An 18,217-nucleotide genomic window follows, 5' to 3' on the forward strand; every position below is an offset into this window, starting at 1 on the left:
AAAAGACGACCGCGGTCGTCTTTTGATTAGGCGTTCAACGTGTCGAGGAACGACCGAATTTGCATTTCCGTCTTCGCATGCGCCGAATGAAGGTGTTCTTGTTTGACGCCTTCTTGATAGAAGAGCAGTGACGGGATGCCACGGACTTCCTGCGTGTCAGACAGTTCAGGCAGTTCGTCGCGATCGACGACGTACCAGTTGAATTGCGGGTAGTCTTTGACGAGTTCGTCGACGTACATGTCGAGGCGGCGGCAGTCTGGGCACCAAGACGTCGTGAAGATGACCATTCCTTTATCTTGAATGGCAGTTTGGAATTGTTGTTCAGATTGTATTGGTTTCATGATTGATCACTCCTTTCTCTCATTGTCTGTGTCTTCGGTGCGCCCGTCAACCGATTGACATTCTCGGACTTACAAGAGATTGTGCTACACTTAAAAAAACTGAACTGCAAGGGAATGGTGATGGTTATGGCGTTACGTCATGCACTACTCGGGTTGTTGACCCATCAGCCTGCGACCGGCTACGCCTTGAACGCGACGTTCAAAGCGCAAATGATCCACTTTTGGCACGCCCATCATACACAGATTTATCGGGAACTGTTAAAGATGGAAGACGAGCACCTCGTTTCGTCAGAGCATGTGACCCAACATGATCTTCCCGATAAGAAGATCTATTCGATCACAGCGGCGGGACGTCAAGAGTTGATTGACTGGCTCAGACAACCGACGTCGTTTCAGCCGAAGATGAAAGATGAGAACCTGTTGCGCGTCAGCCTGCTGCAACTGCTTCCGCTCGACGAGGCGATCCGTTACGTCGAGGAGACGAAAACGCATCATGAACAAGTCGCACATCAAATTCGTGCGTTCCAAGCAGCCCATCAATCGGAAGCGGACACGCTCGGGTACTTATTGACGAGTGAATATGCGATCCGCATGATGGAAAACTATGCCGATTGGGCCGATTGGGCGATCGAACAAATGAAACAGCGCGGTACACATACGACCTGACGTTCAGGTCGTATGTTTTGTATACGGATGAATCGGCAGACGAGCCAGCAGTTTATCGAGTGCACGCTCATTGATGTCACCATGATATGCGTCAATCGTCTGCTGCAACTGCTCGACAGAAGAAGCGCCAGGCAAGACGACGGCACACGTCCGTTTCGCAGCAGCGAGCGCATACGCTTGAATCGGGTGTGGCAACGTCGACAGGAGGTTGCGTAACTCGGGTTCGCTCCAAGACTCGAAGCCCTTAGCGCTCAAGCGCTCGGACCATTCATCGGTCAACAACCCTTTAGCGAGCGGTCCCCGACCGACGAGCGGAACGTCTTGCCCGAGCGATTCGATGCGGCGGTCGAGCAGTGAGTACGGTGTCATCAAGACATCGAGCCCCCCGTGCTCAAGCCAGTAGCGGATCACGTTCGGACGAATCGAGGAGAGTCCGATTTGACGGATGACCCCGGCCTGCTTTTGTCGGCGCATGAAATCGATCGTCGCGTCAAGGTCGTCTTCCATCGTTCCACCATGTACGTAATACAAGTCTAAGTAATCCGTCTGTAGTCGTTCGAGAGAACCGTGAAGCGCCTGTTCTAAATAAGAAGGGGCTGGGTTCCAGCGCATTCCGTCTTCGGTCCATTCATTTCCACCTTTGCTCGTCAAAAACAAGTCGTCCCGCCGACCGGCGAACGTCTCACCGACGAGCCGTTCGACATCGTGACGGTCATAGACGTCAGCCGTGTCAAAATGACGGATCCCTGACGCATAAGCCGCTTCGAGAATCTGTCGGCCCTCATCGTCTCCTTGTTTTAAAATCGACATCGTTCCTAGTCCAAGTTCTGCCATCGATAATTCCTCCTTGTTCCGTCCATTGATTTGACTCATAATTACAGTATATAAGAAAACGTGAGGAGTACATAACCATGGAAGAGAAAACGATTGAACGGGAAGTCATCTATCAAGGGAAGATTTTCGATGTCGAGAAGCATGTCGTCGCGCTCCCGAACGGAGGAACGTCGGTCCGAGAGCTTGTGTATCATAATGGGGCCGTCGCGGTATTATTGATCGATGAGGACGACAAGATCGTTCTCGTCGAGCAATACCGGAAAGCGTTCGAATCGATGTCACTCGAGATTCCGGCCGGTAAACTCGAGGTCGGAGAAGAGCCGCTCGCGAGCGCGAAGCGTGAACTTGAGGAAGAGACCGGTTATAAAGCTGAGTCGCTTGAAAAGATATTCTCGTTTTACGGTGCACCCGGATTTTGCAGCGAACGCGTCGACGTGTTCGTCGCCAAAGGTTTGACGGCGGGAGCGATGAACCTAGACGAGGATGAATTTTTACAAGTCGAGCGTTACACGTTCGAAGAAGCGAGCGAACTTTTAGCGAGCGGGCGGATCACCGATGCCAAGACGATTATGGCGATTCAGTGGTGGCAATTGTCTAAATTGAAATAATTCTAATCTGAAGTAGGTTGTGATAAACTTACATAGTAATAATTTTAATTTGAAAAAACGACGGAATTTCGGTATGCTTTGAATAGTGAATTATGTAAAGAGGGGGCGCCTTATGGAAACGCGAATTGAACGGATCAAACAGCAATTGAGCGCCAAAGGATATAAATTGACACCGCAACGAGAATCAACGGTCCGTATCTTGCTTGAGAACGAGACGGACCATCTAAGTGCAGAGAACGTGTTCATGCTCGTCAAGAGTATCGCACCCGAAATCGGTCTCGCGACCGTGTACCGGACACTCGAACTGTTGACCGAGCTCGGCGTCGTCGACAAAGTCAACTTCGGTGACGGTGTCGCCCGGTTCGACCTCAGACCAGAAGGGGCGAACCATTCGCACCATCACCTCGTCTGCGTCGAGTGTGGATCAGTCGAAGAGATTATGGAAGACCTGCTCGTCGACGTCGAGAAGAAAGTCGAGAGCAAGTATGAATTTTTAATCAAAGACCATCGTTTGACGTTCCATGGCATCTGTAAAGTGTGCCAAGCGAAAGGCGTCACGCTCGAAGGGCATAAAGCCGTCATTAACGGTTAACGAAACAAAGGAGGACAAGCCGAGCGGCTTGTCCTCCTTTCTGTTCATCATGCCGTCAAATCGTCAGTTCGATTTTGTTTCGTTCTGGATCGTGGACGACGCTCTCATAATAGCCGTCCCCGGTCAGGCGCGGTCCATCGACGAGTTCATAGCCATCAGCCTGCAAGCGCGCCGTCAATTCGTCGACGGCCTCGGCGCTGCCTAGCGCGAACGCCACATGCGCCCAGCCGAGTGTCGGCATCGCTTCGCTTTGGATGTCGGATCGGCACATTAGCTCAAGTCGGCACGCTGATTCCGGAAACGTTAAAAAATACGATGTGAACTGTTTGTGCCGATTCGTGTATTTGTCGTTGGCGCTGGCACCAAAATACGTCTCATAAAAGTGGCGCATCCGTTCGAGGTCGTGGACCCATACGGCAACGTGTTCGATGTTCATCGTCATCACTCCTTTTCAACTACGTTCATCTTACCAGTGATGCAGCGGGATTGTCAGTCGATTTCCTGGAGAAAACGGGCGTGGAATCGATGACAAAAAACTGTCAAAAAAACTTACAAAAAAATGAGGTCAGACGTCTTCACAACGGTTTACATAAGTGATATGATGTAAGCGTATTCAGGTGTAGCGAGGAAGGAGGGGGATGTCATGCGTTCGCAAGTCGAGTCGTTTTTACAATATATGACGGTTGAGAAAAGAATGTCCACCAACACGAGACAAGCCTATGCGAGCGATTTGACCCAGTACTTATCGACACTAACCCAACTTGGGGTGACCGAGTGGAATGAAGTCACGCGCTCACATATCGTCAAGCATTTAGAGGAACTGTCGCAAGCGGGTCGGGCCGCCTCGTCACTGCGACGAGCCGTCAGTTCGATTCGCACGTTTCATCACCATCTGAAGATGAGCGGCGGCGCCTCGACCGATCCGGCACTTTATTTAGAGACGCCGAAAGCGGAGCGGCATCTGCCGGACACGTGGTCGCAAGACGAAGTCGAGCGGTTGCTCGATAGCGTCCCGACGAACGATCCGCTCGCGCTTCGGGATCGTGCCATGCTCGAACTGCTCTACGGGACAGGCATGCGCGTCAGCGAACTTCTCGGTCTTGATTTGGATGATTTACAGTTTGAACTGGGGTATTTACAGTGTGAAGGCAAAGGCGAGAGCGCCCGGATCATTCCGGTGTCGTCGGTCGCCCAAAATTTTGTCGAACGTTACATCCAGCAAGCGCGAAACGGCCTCGGTGGTCGGGAGACCGAGGCGTTGTTCTTGAACGGACGTGGCGGTCGGCTTAGCCGCCAAGGCTTTTGGAAGATCATTAAGCGACGGGCGAAAGACGCCGGTATCCCGAAAGAGATCACACCGCACGTGCTGCGTCACTCGTTCGCGACGCACTTGCTCGAGAATGGTGCCGATCTGCGCGCCATCCAGCAAATGCTCGGCCATGCCGATCTCTCCACTACTCAAATCTACACACATGTCAACAAGGCGCGGCTCCACGATGTGTACCGTAAGCATCACCCGCGGGCCTAGACACTTAAAGGAGGAACTTTTGTGAAGAAATTTAAACGTATATTCTTAGTCGTCATGGACTCAGTCGGGATCGGGGAAGCCCCAGATGCCGACCAGTTCGGAGACGTCGGTTCAGACACGTTAGGTCACATCGCTCGTGCGCATGGCGGCTTGAACATGCCGAACATGGGCAAGCTTGGGTTAGCGAACATTAAACCGATCGAAGGCATCGAACCGTCAAGCGCGCCGAGCGCGTTCGGCCGGATGGAAGAAATTTCGGCCGGGAAAGATACGATGACTGGTCATTGGGAAATCATGGGTCTCCACATCGATACGCCGTTCCGTGTGTTCGAGGAATTCCCGGACGATTTGATCAACCGGCTTAAAGAGTTCAGTGGACGCGACATCATCGGCAACAAGCCGGCGTCAGGAACGGAAATTTTAGACGAGCTCGGTGAAGAGCATGTCGCGACAGGTGCGTTGATCGTCTATACGTCGGCCGACTCGGTGCTTCAAATCGCGGCCCACGAAGAAGTCGTCCCGCTCGAAGAACTGTACCGCATCTGCGAATACGCGCGCGACATTACGCGCGAAGATCCGTACATGCTCGGACGGATCATCGCCCGGCCGTTCCTCGGAACGCCTGGTGCTTGGGTCCGGACGTCAAACCGTCACGACTATGCGCTCAAACCGTTCGGCAAGACGGTCATGAACACGCTCGAAACAGCTGGTAAAGACGTGATTGCCCTCGGGAAGATCAGTGATATCTATGACGGAGAAGGCGTGACGAAAGCGGTCCGTACGAAGTCAAATATGGACGGAATGGACAAACTCGTCGCTTCGCTTGATGAGGAGTTCGAAGGGCTCTGCTTCTTGAACCTCGTCGACTTTGACGCATTGTTCGGCCATCGCCGGGATCCGGAAGGATATGCGGTCGCGCTCGAAGAGTATGACGCCCGTCTTCCTGAAGTGTTTGCTCGCTTGCGTGAAGACGACTTGCTGATCATCACGGCCGACCACGGTAACGATCCGACGGCACCAGGGACGGACCATACGCGGGAATATGTCCCGCTCATCGTCCATCACCACGGTTCGACTGCGGTCGACCTCGGCGTTCGCGCTACGTTCGCAGATATCGGCGCCACGGTGGCGGATAACTTTGACGTCGACGCACCAGCAATCGGAAACAGTTTCTTAAACGAAATTTGAGGAGGCACTACACATGGTAAATTGGAACGAAACAAAAGCATTTTTACAGGAACGCATGAACGGAACGCCAGAAATCGGACTCATTCTCGGATCGGGTCTTGGCGTGCTCGCCGACGAGATCGAGAATCCGGTCGCGATTCCTTACGAAGATATTCCGCACTTCCCGGTCTCGACAGTCGAAGGCCATGCCGGACAGCTCGTCTTTGGTGACCTTGAAGGGAAACGTGTCGTTGCGATGCAAGGACGGTTCCATTTCTATGAAGGATATTCGATGGAACAAGTCACGTTCCCGGTCCGTGTCCTCAAATTGATCGGTGTCGAGACGCTCATCGTCACGAACGCCGCTGGTGCTTGCAACGAGGCGTTCAACCCGGGCGACTTGATGATCATCACGGACCATATCAATTTCTTCGGCACGAGCCCGCTCATCGGCAAGAACGCGAGCGACTTCGGGACACGCTTCCCGGACATGTCAGAGGCGTATGACAAACAACTCGTCGCGTTGACAGAGCGGGTCGCGTCAGACCTCGGTCTCAAGATTCAAAAAGGCGTTTACTTCGGGAACACCGGTCCGACATACGAGACACCGGCTGAAGTCAAGATGGCCCGTCTGCTCGGCGGCGACGTCGTCGGCATGTCGACCGTACCAGAAGTCATCGTGGCTCGTCACTCAGACATGCGTGTCCTCGGAATTTCGTGCGTCTCGAACATGGCCGCAGGTATCCTTGACCAACCGCTCAACCACGAAGAAGTCATCGAGACGACAGAGCGCGTCCGCCAAGACTTCCTTTCACTCGTACGTGGCACGATTAAAAGCATGTGACTAAAACAATTCTAGGAGGACAAAACTTATGCGTATGGTCGACTTGATTTTGAAAAAACGTAACGGTGGAGAATTAAACGAACAGGAGATCCGCTACGTCGTGGAAGGCTTCACGAATGAGACGATTCCAGACTATCAAATGTCTGCTTTGTCGATGGCGATTTATTTCAACGGCATGACCGAGAAAGAGACGGCGGCGTTGACGATGGAAATGGTCAAGTCAGGTGACGTCATCGACCTTTCTAAAATTAAAGGGAAAAAAGTCGATAAGCACTCAACAGGTGGCGTCGGCGACAAGATCAGTTTGATCGTCGCCCCACTCGTCGCCTCGATCGGTATCCCGGTCGCTAAAATGAGCGGGCGCGGGCTCGGTCATACAGGTGGGACGATCGACAAGCTCGAATCATTCCCAGGGTTCAACGTCGAGCTGACGGAAGCGCAGTTCACGAAGCAAGTGAACGACATCAAGATGTCGATCATCGGGCAGACGGGCAACTTGACGCCGGCCGACAAACGTCTTTACGCGCTCCGCGACGTGACGGCGACGGTCGAGTCGATCCCGCTCATCGCGAGCTCGATCATGTCGAAGAAGATCGCTGCCGGTGCCGACAGCATCGTCCTCGACGTCAAGACAGGCTCTGGTGCGTTCATGAAGTCGTTCGACGACGCGAAAGCACTCGCTGAAGAGATGGTCGCCATCGGGAAGAACGTCGGTCGCAAGACGATCGCCGTCATCACCGATATGGACCAACCGCTCGGCTTTGAGATCGGGAACGCGAACGAAGTGAAAGAGGCGATTGAAGTATTGTCTGGGAAAGACGTCAAAGACTTGAAAACGATCGCACTCACGATCGCCGGTCATATGGCCGTCCTCGGTGAATTTTATAAGACGTTTGACGAAGCATACGCCGATCTTGAACGCCGGATGGCCGACGGTCACGCGCTTGAAGTGTTCCGTCAGTTCGTCGCGGCACAAGGTGGGGACGCCTCACTCGTCGATGATGTGACTAAATTCCCGCAAGCGAAATTTGAGACGACGTTCGTCGCGAAGACAGCCGGTTACGTCGAATCGATCATCGCGGACGAGGTCGGTGTCGCAGCGATGCTCCTCGGAGCGGGACGGGCAACGAAGGACGACTTGATCGACTTCGCGGCCGGTATCACGCTCGAGAAGAAAGTCGGCGACAAAGTCGAGGCGGGTGACGTCATCGCGGTCCTTCGTTCAAACATCGAAGACATGTCTTCGGCACTTGAACGCATGGATCATGCTTACACGATCGGCGCCACTCAACCAGAGGCACGTCCGCTCGTCCACGCGGTCATCCAGTAAGTCAGAACGTCTGTTTCCACAAAACAGTGGAGGCAGACGTCTTTTTTTGATAAGATGGGTAATGTGAGTGATTATTGACTATATGAACATAAAAGGGGTATTTCCATATGAAAAAAGGATCAATGAAATTAGAGAACGGTGAAATGATTGAATTTGATTTATTCCATGACGCAGCACCGATCACGGTCGACAACTTCGAAGAGCTCGCGAACCGCGGCTTCTACGACGGATTGACGTTCCACCGTGTCATCCCAGGCTTCGTCAGTCAAGGCGGATGCCCGGACGGAACAGGTATGGGCGGTTCAGGTAAAACGATTCCTTGTGAGACGTCGACTTCGTTCCCGTACAAACATGAAGCCGGCTCGCTTTCGATGGCACACGCCGGGCGCAACACGGGCTCATCACAGTTCTTCATCGTCCATGCGCCACAACCGCACCTTGATGGGGTTCATACTGTGTTCGGTAAAGTGACGTCAGGTCTTGAGCATGCGGTCAAACTTCGCCAAGGCACGAAGATGGCTGAAGTCAAAGTTTGGGATGAGAATTGATTTCTGCCTAAACGTTATGGCACAATGAGCCATGTCTCTCACGTGTTCACTTCGTGAAACATGTCTGACTAAAGGTGGTGAGACCAGCCATGCTGGTGAAGTATAAACAATCGCACGAGAAGACGGCAATGGGGCTGCTCGCATTTGCATGTAGCGACAAGTCTCCGCTCGCCCTTCTCGAACTCGTACGGTCTTACGAGGAAGACGCTTCGAAGTTCCTCTACTTGTGGAAAGTCGAAGAAGACTTCGTCGGGATCATCGGGATGGAACAGCTTGAGACGACGATGTGCATCCATCATATCGCCTTGTCGCCTTCGTTCCGTGGCGAGAAACGTTCATATGAACTGCTCGATGAGACACGGAACTTGTTACCGTTCGACTTGACACTTGTCGGTCACGGGAAGACGAGCGACTTGCTCGATAAATGGAATCAAGTCTCGATATAAAAAGCTAGGCTCAGCGCCTAGCTTTTTGTCGTTGTTCTAGCGCGAGCAGACGCTCTTTAACGACGGGCGTCCGGTCACGGTGGATATGTTTATGGACGAGCTCGTCGAAAGTCAGGGAGGTCGGCTCGAACGTGGGTTTCAACCGGTCGATTTGTCGGCGTGTCGGCTCGTCTAGCGGGAGTGTGTCCGGGAGCGGCCAACGTTCCAAGTCACGTGTGAACGCCTCCATGTCGATGCCGAGCGGTTCAAGGGCGCTTGCGGCCAAAGGAAGCTTTTGCTTCAACGCAGCGACGCTCTTGACGGCCCCGGCCGTGTTGCCCCGACGGAAGTGATAGTGGGCGACGGCGTACTGGATCAAGACGGCATAGCCGAGATGTTCGCGGTTCCCATCCTGCCACGCCTCTTCGAGCACCTCGTGGCACTCGAAATAATCGGCATGACATTCAAACAGCAACGTATACTGATAAAAAGGGGTAAGCATCAATTTTCTCCTTTCGTGGTCACTGTACTACAAAACATGTTATACTAAAGCGCAAAAATGTTAAATGGCAGGTGTCTCTATGGAAGCGTATAACGTCAAAATCGATACGTTCGAAGGCCCGCTCGACTTGTTGCTCCACTTGATCGGCAAGATGGAGCTCGATATCGCCGACATCTCTGTTTCGGAAGTCACGGACCAGTATGTCGCCTTTATCCGGACGATGCAAAAGTTTGAGCTCGATGTGGCCAGTGAATATTTGGTCATGGCGGCGACGTTGCTCCAATTAAAGAGCAAACAACTGTTGCCACCGGTCCCGATCGAGGACGATGAGATTCCGGATTTCGGCGAAGAGCCGACTCGGGAAGGGTTGATTCGACAGTTGATTGAATACAAAGCTTATAAAGAAGCGGTCGTCTTCATGCGTGAGCAAGAAGAGCAACGGCTCGAACTATATAGCCGTCCCGGCGAAGATTTGACACGGTACATGTCTGAACTGGTCCAACCTTACGATGGGCCGCTCAACTTTTCGGATTTGTTGCACGCCTATTCAAAGATGGTCGAGCGGAAGCGTTGGAAAGAACGGCGTAAAAAGACGATCAAGCGGGAAGAGCGGACGCTCGAACAGCAGATGACCCGTCTGCATGAACATGTGTCGGCGAACCGGAACACGTCGTTCTTTGCATTCTTCGAAGAACGGCCGGACGTGTCCGACCTTGTCGTCACGTTCATGGCGCTGCTTGAGTTGATTAAGTTACGAGTCGTCACGACAAAGCAAGTCGACCGAGATATTCACATTTCGTTTGTCGAAGCGTCAAAGGAAAGGGATGAAGCCGTTGTTGTCTTATGAAACGATCATTGAAAGCCTATTGTTTGTCGTCGGAGAAGAGGGCATGGAAGTCCGGGCGCTAGCAGACACGCTCGATATTTCTGAGGCCGCTGCCCGCGAACAATTGAATAAGCTCGAGGCGTCGTTCACGGACTCGGGGCGCCCGTTTCAATTGATCGAATCGGGCGGTGTGTATAAGCTCGTGACGATCCCGGACGTGTCCGAGTACATTCAACGGTATGTCGGGACGATGGCCGAACAGGCGCTGTCTCGTGCGGCCATGGAGACGCTCGTCATCATCGCCTACAAGCAGCCGGTCACACGGGCCGATATCGAGGAAGTCCGTGGTGTCAAAGTCGAACGCGTCATTCATACGTTGTTGTCAAAAGGGCTGATTGAATCAGCCGGCCGGGCGAAGACGATCGGGCGCGCGAAACTGTACCGGACGACCGAGCATTTCCTTGACCATTTCGGATTCAATTCACTCGAGGAGTTGCCACCATTAACGTTTGTTGACGAGCTGGCAGACGAAGGCGATCTGTTCTTCGGCCAGCCAGCTTCGATTACGGAAGATAGATTGGAGAATGATTAAATGGAACGTTTACAAAAAGTGATTGCCCAAGCGGGTATCGCCTCACGGCGTAAAGCCGAAGAAATGATTTTAGACGGACGGGTTCGCATTAACGGCAAAGTCGTTCGTGAACTCGGGACGAAAGTCGGACCGAAGTCGGAGATTGAAGTCGACGGCGTCAAAATTGAACAGGAAGAACACGTCTACTACGTGCTCTACAAACCGAGCGGCTACGTGTCGACGGTCGACGATGATAAAGGACGCAAAGTCGTTACCGATCTCGTTCCACCAGGGTCACGCGTTTTCCCGGTCGGTCGTCTCGATTACAATACGACGGGACTCATCATCTTGACGAACGACGGAGAGTTCTCGAACATGATGACTCATCCGAAGTTCAAAATCCCGAAACGTTACGTCGCGAAAGTGAAAAACATCCCTTCGTATATCGCCATCAAGCAGCTCGAGTCAGGCTTAGAGCTCGATGACGGTTATAAGACGGGCAGCGCGAAAGTCAGAATGAAGACAGTCGACCATAAGAAGAACTCGGCGATTCTTGAAATCGTCATCTCGGAAGGGCACAACCGTCAGATTCGCCGCATGCTCGAAGCAGTCGGTTCGGAAGTCATCAAACTGAAGCGCGAACAGTTCGGTTTCTTGACGCTCGATGGACTCACGACAGGCGACTGGCGCGAGTTGTCACGCAAGGAAGTGAGCAAGCTCCGTGAGCTAGCGAACCCGGTCGTGCCAAATGAACCACGAGGCAAGAAAAAGAAAAAATAACAAGCTAAAAATCGTCCTTACACAGGATGATTTTTTCTTTTGTGGAGATTCTGTGACAAAAAGATGAAAAAAGTCTGTTAATGTGCGTTATCGTTGTTTTTTCAGTACAATAGCAACTGAAGGATGGTGTGAAATCATGACGAAAGAGACAAAACAAGGCGATCGGATGAATCAAGCGATGGCCCATAAGAAAAAACGGTCATTTTGGCGCCTCATGATTATGACGATGGTGCTGTTTGCCGGTGCGGTCGTCATCATGCAATTGATCGAGCAGGCCGGGAATGATGGCCGGGTCGAGGCCGGAGACGACGCGCCGAACTTTAAACTCGTCAGTCTTGACGGGGCGACGATGGTCGAGCGCGAAACGTATGATGGGAAAGGGATGCTGTTAAATTTCTGGGGTACGTTCTGTGAACCGTGCGAGAAAGAGATGCCGGTCGTACAAGACAACTATGCCACGCTTCAAAATATGGGCGTGGACTTTTGGGCCGTGAACGTCGGTGAGACGCCGCTGCGGGTCGACAACTTTATCAATGACCTCGGCGTCGAGCTCGACTATCCGATCTTGATGGATACACGTAGCGAAGTCGAGAAGGCGTACGGCATTTATAACTTACCGGTGACGTTTGTCATCGATGCCGACGGAAAAGTCATTGAAAAGTATGAAGGTGAACTCACGAAAGAGAAACTGTTAGAGTTAGCCGAGAAGTCATTGTAAGCGAACGGGGGGCGCACACATGCTAGATATGAAGTACGACGGCGCCGATTTACGGTCGAAGCGTCGTCCGAGATCTTGGATTGACCGTGCCTGGAGTTTCTTTGCATCGGTCAAAGTCGGTCTTTGGTTGATTGGACTCATTATCGTCGGCTCTGCGGTCGGGACGACTTTTCCACAAGAGATGTATATTCCGCAACAATTGCCGGCGAGTCAATACTACACCGAAGAATATGGTACGCCAGGAACGATTTATTACACGTTAGGATTCCATAACTTATATACGTCGTGGTGGTACATCACGTTGATCGTGATGCTGACGTTGTCACTGATCGTCGTCTCGATCGATCGATTCTTTCCCCTGTATAAAGCGTTGAAATATCAACCGGTCCGACGCACCGACCGCTTCATGCGCGGGCAACGCTTGATCGGTGAAGGTAAAGGAACGGACGAACAGATCGACGCGCTCGGTGAGGCATTGAAGTCTAAGCGTTACCAGGTGAAACGCGACGGCGATGCATTACTCGCCGAAAAGTATCGGTTTGGTCGTTGGGGCCCATACATCAACCACATCGGGCTTGTCATCTTCTTTATCGGGGCGATGCTCCGCGTCTTCCCGGCATTTCACACCGATACGCTCGAATGGGTACGGGAAGGCGAGACGGTGGCGCTCGAGGCGACCGACGACACGTATTACCTTCGCAACGATCAGTTCATCCTCGAGATGTATGATCCAGAAAATAATCCGGAGGACGCCAAGTTCGCCGAGGCGATTGAAAAAGCCGGGGCTGTCCCGAAAAACTATGAGACGGAACTGACACTGTTCAAGAAGACCGGGACGAACGAGGACGGATCGCCGCAACTCGAGGAAGTCGAAACCGGTTCGACGAAAGTGAACCATCCGTTCAAATTCGATCAGTACGAAGTGTATCAGGAGCAGTATTCAAGCCGACCCGAGTTTTTGTCGATGTCGTTTAACGTCGGTGACAAACAGACAGGTGACGTGTACGGGCCGTTCACGGTTGATTTGACGGACCCTGAGACGACGTACGATCTCGGTGAGGTCACGGTGACGCTCAACGACTTATATCCGGACTTTGAAGTTCGAAATGGGCAACCGGATACGAAGTCACCACGGGCGTTGAACCCTGCCTTCTTCTTAGCAGTCGAAAACCCGGATGGGACGACCGAATCGAACTTGATTGGGATTCGACTGAACGTTGCCGATGAAGACAATCGTTACGCGATCCAGTTCGCAGGAACGGAAATGGCGAGTACGAGCGGACTTCGGGTCAAGAGCGACTCGACGTATCCGATTTTAATTGTCGGTGGGACGATCTTCATGATCGGGATCGTCATGGGGATGTATTGGCCGCACCGCCGGGTCTGGATTCGACGTCATAACGAGACGGACGTGCTCGTGGCTGGATTCACGAACAAGAACCCGTCGTCGCTTCACCGTGAGATCACACCGCTCCTAGAAAAAAATGGGCTGCCGATTTGGGAAGACCAGGCTCGGTTCGAACAAAAGGCAGACATCGACTCAACTAAAGAAAGAGGGGAATCATAATGGAGTGGATTCAGTGGAGCAGCCGCCTGCTCTTGATCGCGTTCATTCTTTACGCCGTGGCGACCGTGTTGTTCACAATCGCGGTCAGCGGCATGCGCAAAGACCGAAACGTCAACCGGATCGCTTACGGTAAGTATGCGTTCACGCTAGCCGTCATCGGCTTTGTCGCCCAAACGGGATATTTTATCATGCGTTGGATCGGGGTCGGCTACGCGCCGGTCTCTAACCTTTACGAGTACACGACATTCTTTGGGATGATGATGGTGCTCGGTTTCCTTGTCGTCTATGGGATTTATAAAAACGATGTGCTCGGCTTGTTCGCCATGCCGGTGGCGCTTCTCGTTATCGCGTTCGCATCGATGTTCTCAAGCGAAGTGGCACCGCTCATTCCGGCACTGAACAGTGTCTGGTTGAAAATTCACGTCACGACGGCCGCGCTCGGTCAAGGGATTCTCGCCATCAGTTTCGCCTCAGGTCTCATCTTCTTGCTCAACGAGACGTCGATGCGCGAACGATCGAAATCGCGCACATGGCTAGAAGTGACGATGTTCGTCCTCATGTGCACGCTCGGCTTCATCCTCGTATCGATGCTGTTTAAAGCAATCGGTGCCGGCGGTGTCGTCGAATTTACGAATGACCGCGGTACGCAAGAGTCGTACGAATATTTCATGCCGATCTTGTTCGTACCGGAAGGCGCACAACTGTTATCAGGTGCGAGTGGACTATCGCTCGAATTGCCGACGTTCATCAACACGTTGAAGTTGAACACGTTGCTCTGGTCGATTATCGCTGGCGCCGTCATTTACCTTGTGCTCCGGTTCGTCGTCTTACGCAAACGTATTGCGGAAGCGTTGCAACCGCTCGCGAAGAAAGTCGATCTTGACCTCGCGGACGAGATCAGCTACCGTTCGATTGCGATCGGATTGCCGGTCTTCATCCTCGGTGGGCTCATCTTCGCCATGATTTGGGCGCAGATTGCCTGGAACCGTTTCTGGGGCTGGGACCCGAAAGAAGTATGGGCGCTCATCACGATGCTCATCTATATTTATTACTTGCATATGCGCATCCAGCGGGGCTGGACGGGGACGAAAGCAGCATGGCTCTGTGTCGGCGGATTCGCCGTCATCATGTTCAACTTAGTGTTCGTCAACCTCGTCATCGCCGGATTACATTCATACGCTTGATGAAAAAGAAGTCACTTCGGTGGCTTCTTTTTCGTAAGGGCATACAACTCACCGTTGTTAAGCGAAATAATAGAGTGGTATAGTTATGAAAGAGAGCGAAATGTTCACAATTGTGCAACATTCGCTACATCTTGTAATGGTTCTCTGGGAGGTTTAGTTGATGGCTGATAAAACAAAAATTCTAGTAGTCGACGACGAAGAAAGAATTCGCCGACTGTTAAAAATGTATCTAGAACGGGAGCAATACGTGATCGAAGAAGCGACGAACGGTGAAGAAGCGCTTCAACTCGCACTCGAAGGCGACTTTGACGTCATTTTGCTCGACTTGATGATGCCGAAGATGGACGGGGTCGAAGTGTGTACCGAACTCCGTAAAACGAAAGCGACACCTGTCATCATGCTGACGGCGAAAGGTGAGGAGATCGACCGGGTTCAAGGCTTCGAGGTCGGCGCGGACGACTACATCGTCAAACCGTTCAGTCCTCGTGAAGTCGTCTTGCGCGTCAAAGCGCTACTCCGTCGCTCAGGTTCGACAAAATTTTTGCAAACGGCCGAAAAGTCGAAAGACTTGATCGTGTTCCCGCATTTGACGATCGACAATGACGCACACCGTGTCACGGTCGACGGGGAAGAAATCGCCCTCACGCCGAAAGAGTATGAGCTATTATTCTTCCTTGCCAAACAAGTCGATAAAGTGTTCTCGCGGGAGCAACTGTTAAAAGAAGTATGGAACTATGAATTTTTCGGAGACCTTCGAACGGTCGACACGCACGTGAAACGGCTTCGTGAGAAATTGAACCGTGTCTCTCCATCCGCGGCCCAAATGATCACGACGGTATGGGGTGTCGGGTACAAGTTTGAAGTCGTCAGTGAGTGATGATTCGCCGCAATAGTATTGTCACGAAGCTGTGGCTGACGATCCTCGTGTTGGTCAGCCTGATTTTGTTCATCGTATCCGTCCTGATGCTCGAGTTCTTCAACTCGTTCCATATCGATCAGGAACGTGGTCATTTAGCGAAACTCGGTGGGCAAGTCCAGTCTGTCTTGCTAGAAGAAGGCGATTCGTCACGGACGGTCGACCAAATCATCGAAGTGTACGGAGCGAACTATATTTTAGAGAACGGGTCGGTCCGTTCGAACTTCGGCACGGAAGTCGATGGCTTGATGACTGAACTCGGGCGTCAGTCTTGGAGTCCTTATCAAGCTGTAGGGGAGACGGCGATCGGGAACTTCTCGTCGTTCGATGACCAGGCTGCCTTGGCGTATCGGACGACGTTCTCCCTTGAGACGGGCGAGTATACACTCTATTTGTTTGAGCCGCTCAATGCGATCTCAAGCGCGAATGAAGGGGCGCGGACGATCATCTTTTGGACGGTCGCCTCGGCGATCATCGTCACGACCGTGTTCGCTTTCTTCTTATCAACCCGGATCACGGCCCCGCTGCGTGAGATGAGGGACGCCGTCAATAAGACGGGTGAAGGACAGTTCGATCTGCGGCTCGTCCAGAAGACGAACGACGAAATCGGTGAACTTGCCGGCTCATTCAATGCGATGAGCAGCCAGCTGTCAACATACGTGAACGCGCTCGACCGTGAACGGTTGCAGCTCGCTTCGATTCTGCGTTCGATGGCAGACGGTGTCATCACGCTCGATCGCCATGCGAACGTGATCGTGACGAACCCGCAGGCACAGCCGTTGTTGAACGATGATCAACCGCACGAAGTCGTGCTCGCGCTTTACGAAGACCTCGTCGGCGGTGCGCCTGAGAAGACGATTGAAGTGAAGCAAGACGATCGCTACTATACGTTGACGGTCACACCGCTCCTCGGGGAGGAAGATTTTGAGGGAGCGGTCGTCGTCATCCGTGATACGACCGAAAGTCACCGCCTCGACAAGATGCGGACCGACTTCGTCGCCAATATCAGCCACGAGCTGCGGACACCGCTCGTGACGCTCCAAGGCTATTCCGAGGCCATCATCGACGGCATGACCGAGAGTGACGAGGCGACGAAAGAATTCGCTTCGATCATTTACGACGAGTCGTTACGGCTTGCCCGGCTCGTCAACGATTTACTCGATTTGGCAAGAATCGAATCAGGGAAAGAGACGATGCAGTTCGCGGCGTTCGATTTCGGCGAATTTTTACCGCGGGTGATGCGCAAGTTTAACCAGATGGCGAACGAGAAAGGAATCACGTTGTCGACCGTGGCTCCGAAGCGGAAGATTGAAGCGGATGGGGATCGGTTAGAACAAGTGTTCACGAACTTGATCGGCAACGCCATCGCCCACACCGAGAGCGGAGCGATTCGGCTCGAGGCGACCGAAGAAGCGGACGGCTTCTTGATCCGTTTGACCGATACCGGCAGCGGGATCCCGAAAGAGGACTTGCCGTTTGTGTTCGAGCGGTTCTATAAAGCGGACAAGGCCCGGACGAGCGGCGGGAAGACAGGAACAGGCATCGGACTCGCCATCGTCAAGAACGTCATCGATGCCCACCATGGCACGGTCGACGTCACGAGCGTGTACGGCGAAGGGACGACGTTCATGATTCGGCTCCCTTACGACCAACCGCATTCATAACGACAATGGTGACTCCTATGGGTCACCATTTGTGGCATAGAGGAGGAAATGACATGAAGCGCTATACACGTGGAGGCGACAAGGGTGAAACGTCATTGATCGGCGGACGCGTCTTGAAAGTACACCCGCAAATCGAGGCGATGGGATTGTTAGATGAATTGAACAGTCACATCGGTCTCGCGCTCGCGCACCAGACGGACGCGACGTTACGGGATCAACTGACAAAAATCCAGCACGATCTGTTCGACCTCGGTTCAGAACTGATGTACAAACAAGATCCGCCGCAGCAAGTCGACTTAGCGATCGTCACCGAGCTCGAGATGTGGATCGATGAACTAGAGACGAAGTGTCCGGAACTCGTCCGCTTCATTCTGCCCGGGGGCAGCGTGGCCTCGGCGAGTCTGCACGTCTCCCGGACGGTCTGTCGCCGCGTCGAACGCGAGCTCGTCAACATCGATGCGGCCGCTCGTCAATTGTCTTACTATAACCGCTTGAGCGATTATTTGTTCACAGCCGCCCGTTATGCCAACGTGGTGGCGGGCGTACCCGATCAAGAGTATGCGCGCGGTGCGTCCGTGTTCCAACCGAAAACGAAAAAGGAGTAGA

General features: G+C 52.7%; 22 protein-coding genes. 18 read left to right on the forward strand and 4 right to left on the reverse strand.

The window, feature by feature from the left end:
* Positions 1–26 precede the first annotated feature (26 nt).
* Entirely contained in the window at positions 27–341 is a 315-nt protein-coding gene (locus tag EVJ30_RS02200; protein ID WP_070327106.1) for a thioredoxin family protein, read from the reverse strand.
* A 126-nt stretch (positions 342–467) separates the two neighbouring features.
* On the opposite strand from EVJ30_RS02200, the gene EVJ30_RS02205 reads away from it, so the two are divergent.
* Entirely contained in the window at positions 468–1,007 is a 540-nt protein-coding gene (locus tag EVJ30_RS02205) for a PadR family transcriptional regulator (RefSeq protein WP_131458442.1), read from the forward strand.
* Between the two features lie 3 nt (positions 1,008–1,010).
* On the opposite strand, the gene EVJ30_RS02210 is transcribed toward EVJ30_RS02205, so the two are convergent.
* Positions 1,011–1,841, reverse strand: coding sequence for an aldo/keto reductase (locus EVJ30_RS02210; RefSeq protein ID WP_236635967.1), 831 nt, complete (start codon positions 1,839–1,841; stop codon positions 1,011–1,013).
* A 77-nt stretch (positions 1,842–1,918) separates the two neighbouring features.
* On the opposite strand from EVJ30_RS02210, the gene EVJ30_RS02215 reads away from it, so the two are divergent.
* Both EVJ30_RS02215 and fur read left to right on the forward strand, forming a co-directional pair.
* Entirely contained in the window at positions 1,919–2,449 is a 531-nt protein-coding gene (locus EVJ30_RS02215) for an NUDIX domain-containing protein (protein WP_131458438.1), read from the forward strand.
* A 112-nt stretch (positions 2,450–2,561) separates the two neighbouring features.
* The gene (gene fur / locus EVJ30_RS02220; RefSeq protein WP_016509373.1) at positions 2,562–3,041 is read left to right on the forward strand and encodes a ferric iron uptake transcriptional regulator; all 480 of its coding nucleotides are present in this window, start codon (positions 2,562–2,564) and stop codon (positions 3,039–3,041) included.
* A gap of 55 nt (positions 3,042–3,096) precedes the next feature.
* Here fur and EVJ30_RS02225 read toward each other — a convergent pair whose 3' ends face one another.
* Positions 3,097–3,477, reverse strand: coding sequence for a VOC family protein (locus tag EVJ30_RS02225; RefSeq protein WP_131458436.1), 381 nt, complete (start codon positions 3,475–3,477; stop codon positions 3,097–3,099).
* A gap of 207 nt (positions 3,478–3,684) precedes the next feature.
* Here EVJ30_RS02225 and xerD point away from each other — a divergent pair, with 207 nt between their 5' ends.
* The 6 genes from xerD to EVJ30_RS02255 all read left to right on the forward strand — a co-directional run bounded on the left by xerD (position 3,685) and on the right by EVJ30_RS02255 (position 8,904).
* Complete coding sequence (gene xerD, locus EVJ30_RS02230) at positions 3,685–4,569, forward strand: site-specific tyrosine recombinase XerD (protein ID WP_016509359.1); 885 nt, start codon at positions 3,685–3,687, stop codon at positions 4,567–4,569.
* A 21-nt stretch (positions 4,570–4,590) separates the two neighbouring features.
* Positions 4,591–5,757, forward strand: coding sequence for a phosphopentomutase (deoB, locus tag EVJ30_RS02235; RefSeq protein WP_131467899.1), 1,167 nt, complete (start codon positions 4,591–4,593; stop codon positions 5,755–5,757).
* Between the two features lie 13 nt (positions 5,758–5,770).
* The gene (locus EVJ30_RS02240) at positions 5,771–6,580 is read left to right on the forward strand and encodes a purine-nucleoside phosphorylase (protein ID WP_131458432.1); all 810 of its coding nucleotides are present in this window, start codon (positions 5,771–5,773) and stop codon (positions 6,578–6,580) included.
* 28 nt (positions 6,581–6,608) lie between these two features.
* Positions 6,609–7,910 carry a pyrimidine-nucleoside phosphorylase gene (locus tag EVJ30_RS02245; RefSeq protein WP_131439774.1) on the forward strand — a complete coding sequence of 434 codons (1,302 nt, stop codon included), beginning with the start codon at positions 6,609–6,611 and terminating at the stop codon, positions 7,908–7,910.
* Positions 7,911–8,017: 107 nt separating this feature from the next.
* Positions 8,018–8,458 carry a peptidylprolyl isomerase gene (locus EVJ30_RS02250; RefSeq protein ID WP_035386247.1) on the forward strand — a complete coding sequence of 147 codons (441 nt, stop codon included), beginning with the start codon at positions 8,018–8,020 and terminating at the stop codon, positions 8,456–8,458.
* Positions 8,459–8,547: 89 nt separating this feature from the next.
* Positions 8,548–8,904 (forward strand): GCN5 family acetyltransferase, encoded by a 357-nt coding sequence (locus EVJ30_RS02255; RefSeq protein ID WP_131458428.1) that lies wholly within the window; start codon positions 8,548–8,550, stop codon positions 8,902–8,904.
* A 10-nt stretch (positions 8,905–8,914) separates the two neighbouring features.
* Here the strand turns inward: EVJ30_RS02255 and EVJ30_RS02260 are convergent, their stop codons facing one another.
* Positions 8,915–9,385: a DUF309 domain-containing protein gene (locus tag EVJ30_RS02260; protein WP_131458426.1), complete on the reverse strand. Its 471-nt coding sequence runs from the start codon at positions 9,383–9,385 to the stop codon at positions 8,915–8,917.
* 79 nt (positions 9,386–9,464) lie between these two features.
* Between EVJ30_RS02260 and EVJ30_RS02265 the strand changes: the two genes are divergently transcribed.
* The 9 genes from EVJ30_RS02265 (at position 9,465) to EVJ30_RS02305 (ending at position 18,216) form a co-directional block, all read left to right on the forward strand.
* A complete protein-coding gene (locus EVJ30_RS02265) occupies positions 9,465–10,232 on the forward strand; it encodes a segregation and condensation protein A (RefSeq protein ID WP_070327115.1) in 768 nt (255 codons plus the stop codon).
* Entirely contained in the window at positions 10,210–10,803 is a 594-nt protein-coding gene (scpB, locus tag EVJ30_RS02270; RefSeq protein WP_201738345.1) for an SMC-Scp complex subunit ScpB, read from the forward strand. Before EVJ30_RS02265 ends, scpB begins: the two co-directional genes overlap by 23 nt.
* Positions 10,804–11,562, forward strand: coding sequence for a pseudouridine synthase (locus tag EVJ30_RS02275; RefSeq protein ID WP_071397662.1), 759 nt, complete (start codon positions 10,804–10,806; stop codon positions 11,560–11,562).
* 136 nt (positions 11,563–11,698) lie between these two features.
* Positions 11,699–12,280, forward strand: coding sequence for a redoxin domain-containing protein (locus EVJ30_RS02280; protein ID WP_071397661.1), 582 nt, complete (start codon positions 11,699–11,701; stop codon positions 12,278–12,280).
* A 19-nt stretch (positions 12,281–12,299) separates the two neighbouring features.
* Positions 12,300–13,847, forward strand: coding sequence for a cytochrome c biogenesis protein ResB (gene resB / locus EVJ30_RS02285; RefSeq protein WP_236635526.1), 1,548 nt, complete (start codon positions 12,300–12,302; stop codon positions 13,845–13,847).
* Positions 13,847–15,031 (forward strand): c-type cytochrome biogenesis protein CcsB, encoded by a 1,185-nt coding sequence (ccsB, locus tag EVJ30_RS02290; protein WP_131458424.1) that lies wholly within the window; start codon positions 13,847–13,849, stop codon positions 15,029–15,031. Before resB ends, ccsB begins: the two co-directional genes overlap by 1 nt.
* A 160-nt stretch (positions 15,032–15,191) precedes the next feature.
* Complete coding sequence (locus EVJ30_RS02295) at positions 15,192–15,908, forward strand: response regulator transcription factor (RefSeq protein ID WP_070327120.1); 717 nt, start codon at positions 15,192–15,194, stop codon at positions 15,906–15,908.
* Positions 15,908–17,611 (forward strand): ATP-binding protein, encoded by a 1,704-nt coding sequence (locus EVJ30_RS02300; protein WP_131458489.1) that lies wholly within the window; start codon positions 15,908–15,910, stop codon positions 17,609–17,611. Before EVJ30_RS02295 ends, EVJ30_RS02300 begins: the two co-directional genes overlap by 1 nt.
* Before the next feature lie 53 nt (positions 17,612–17,664).
* A complete protein-coding gene (locus EVJ30_RS02305) occupies positions 17,665–18,216 on the forward strand; it encodes a cob(I)yrinic acid a,c-diamide adenosyltransferase (protein WP_131458423.1) in 552 nt (183 codons plus the stop codon).
* Position 18,217 lies beyond the last annotated feature (1 nt).

Origin of the sequence: Exiguobacterium sp. SH5S13, from assembly GCF_004337085.1 — a bacterium.
Lineage (GTDB): Bacteria > Bacillota > Bacilli > Exiguobacteriales > Exiguobacteriaceae > Exiguobacterium > Exiguobacterium aurantiacum_A.

Bases quoted from the DNA above. Each gene is read 5' to 3' on its own strand.
- EVJ30_RS02295 (WP_070327120.1), top strand. From the start codon at position 15,192: ATGGCTGATAAAACAAAAATTCTAGTAGTCGACGACGAAGAAAGAATT.
- scpB (WP_201738345.1), top strand. From the start codon at position 10,210: ATGAAGCCGTTGTTGTCTTATGAAACGATCATTGAAAGCCTATTGTTT.
- EVJ30_RS02260 (WP_131458426.1), bottom strand. From the start codon at position 9,385: ATGCTTACCCCTTTTTATCAGTATACGTTGCTGTTTGAATGTCATGCC.
- EVJ30_RS02250 (WP_035386247.1), top strand. From the start codon at position 8,018: ATGAAAAAAGGATCAATGAAATTAGAGAACGGTGAAATGATTGAATTT.
- EVJ30_RS02210 (WP_236635967.1), bottom strand. From the start codon at position 1,841: ATGGCAGAACTTGGACTAGGAACGATGTCGATTTTAAAACAAGGAGAC.
- resB (WP_236635526.1), top strand. From the start codon at position 12,300: ATGCTAGATATGAAGTACGACGGCGCCGATTTACGGTCGAAGCGTCGT.
- ccsB (WP_131458424.1), top strand. From the start codon at position 13,847: ATGGAGTGGATTCAGTGGAGCAGCCGCCTGCTCTTGATCGCGTTCATT.
- EVJ30_RS02265 (WP_070327115.1), top strand. From the start codon at position 9,465: ATGGAAGCGTATAACGTCAAAATCGATACGTTCGAAGGCCCGCTCGAC.
- EVJ30_RS02245 (WP_131439774.1), top strand. From the start codon at position 6,609: ATGCGTATGGTCGACTTGATTTTGAAAAAACGTAACGGTGGAGAATTA.
- EVJ30_RS02225 (WP_131458436.1), bottom strand. From the start codon at position 3,477: ATGAACATCGAACACGTTGCCGTATGGGTCCACGACCTCGAACGGATG.
- EVJ30_RS02280 (WP_071397661.1), top strand. From the start codon at position 11,699: ATGACGAAAGAGACAAAACAAGGCGATCGGATGAATCAAGCGATGGCC.
- fur (WP_016509373.1), top strand. From the start codon at position 2,562: ATGGAAACGCGAATTGAACGGATCAAACAGCAATTGAGCGCCAAAGGA.
- xerD (WP_016509359.1), top strand. From the start codon at position 3,685: ATGCGTTCGCAAGTCGAGTCGTTTTTACAATATATGACGGTTGAGAAA.
- EVJ30_RS02275 (WP_071397662.1), top strand. From the start codon at position 10,804: ATGGAACGTTTACAAAAAGTGATTGCCCAAGCGGGTATCGCCTCACGG.
- EVJ30_RS02300 (WP_131458489.1), top strand. From the start codon at position 15,908: ATGATTCGCCGCAATAGTATTGTCACGAAGCTGTGGCTGACGATCCTC.
- EVJ30_RS02205 (WP_131458442.1), top strand. From the start codon at position 468: ATGGCGTTACGTCATGCACTACTCGGGTTGTTGACCCATCAGCCTGCG.
- EVJ30_RS02255 (WP_131458428.1), top strand. From the start codon at position 8,548: ATGCTGGTGAAGTATAAACAATCGCACGAGAAGACGGCAATGGGGCTG.
- EVJ30_RS02240 (WP_131458432.1), top strand. From the start codon at position 5,771: ATGGTAAATTGGAACGAAACAAAAGCATTTTTACAGGAACGCATGAAC.
- EVJ30_RS02200 (WP_070327106.1), bottom strand. From the start codon at position 341: ATGAAACCAATACAATCTGAACAACAATTCCAAACTGCCATTCAAGAT.
- EVJ30_RS02305 (WP_131458423.1), top strand. From the start codon at position 17,665: ATGAAGCGCTATACACGTGGAGGCGACAAGGGTGAAACGTCATTGATC.
- EVJ30_RS02215 (WP_131458438.1), top strand. From the start codon at position 1,919: ATGGAAGAGAAAACGATTGAACGGGAAGTCATCTATCAAGGGAAGATT.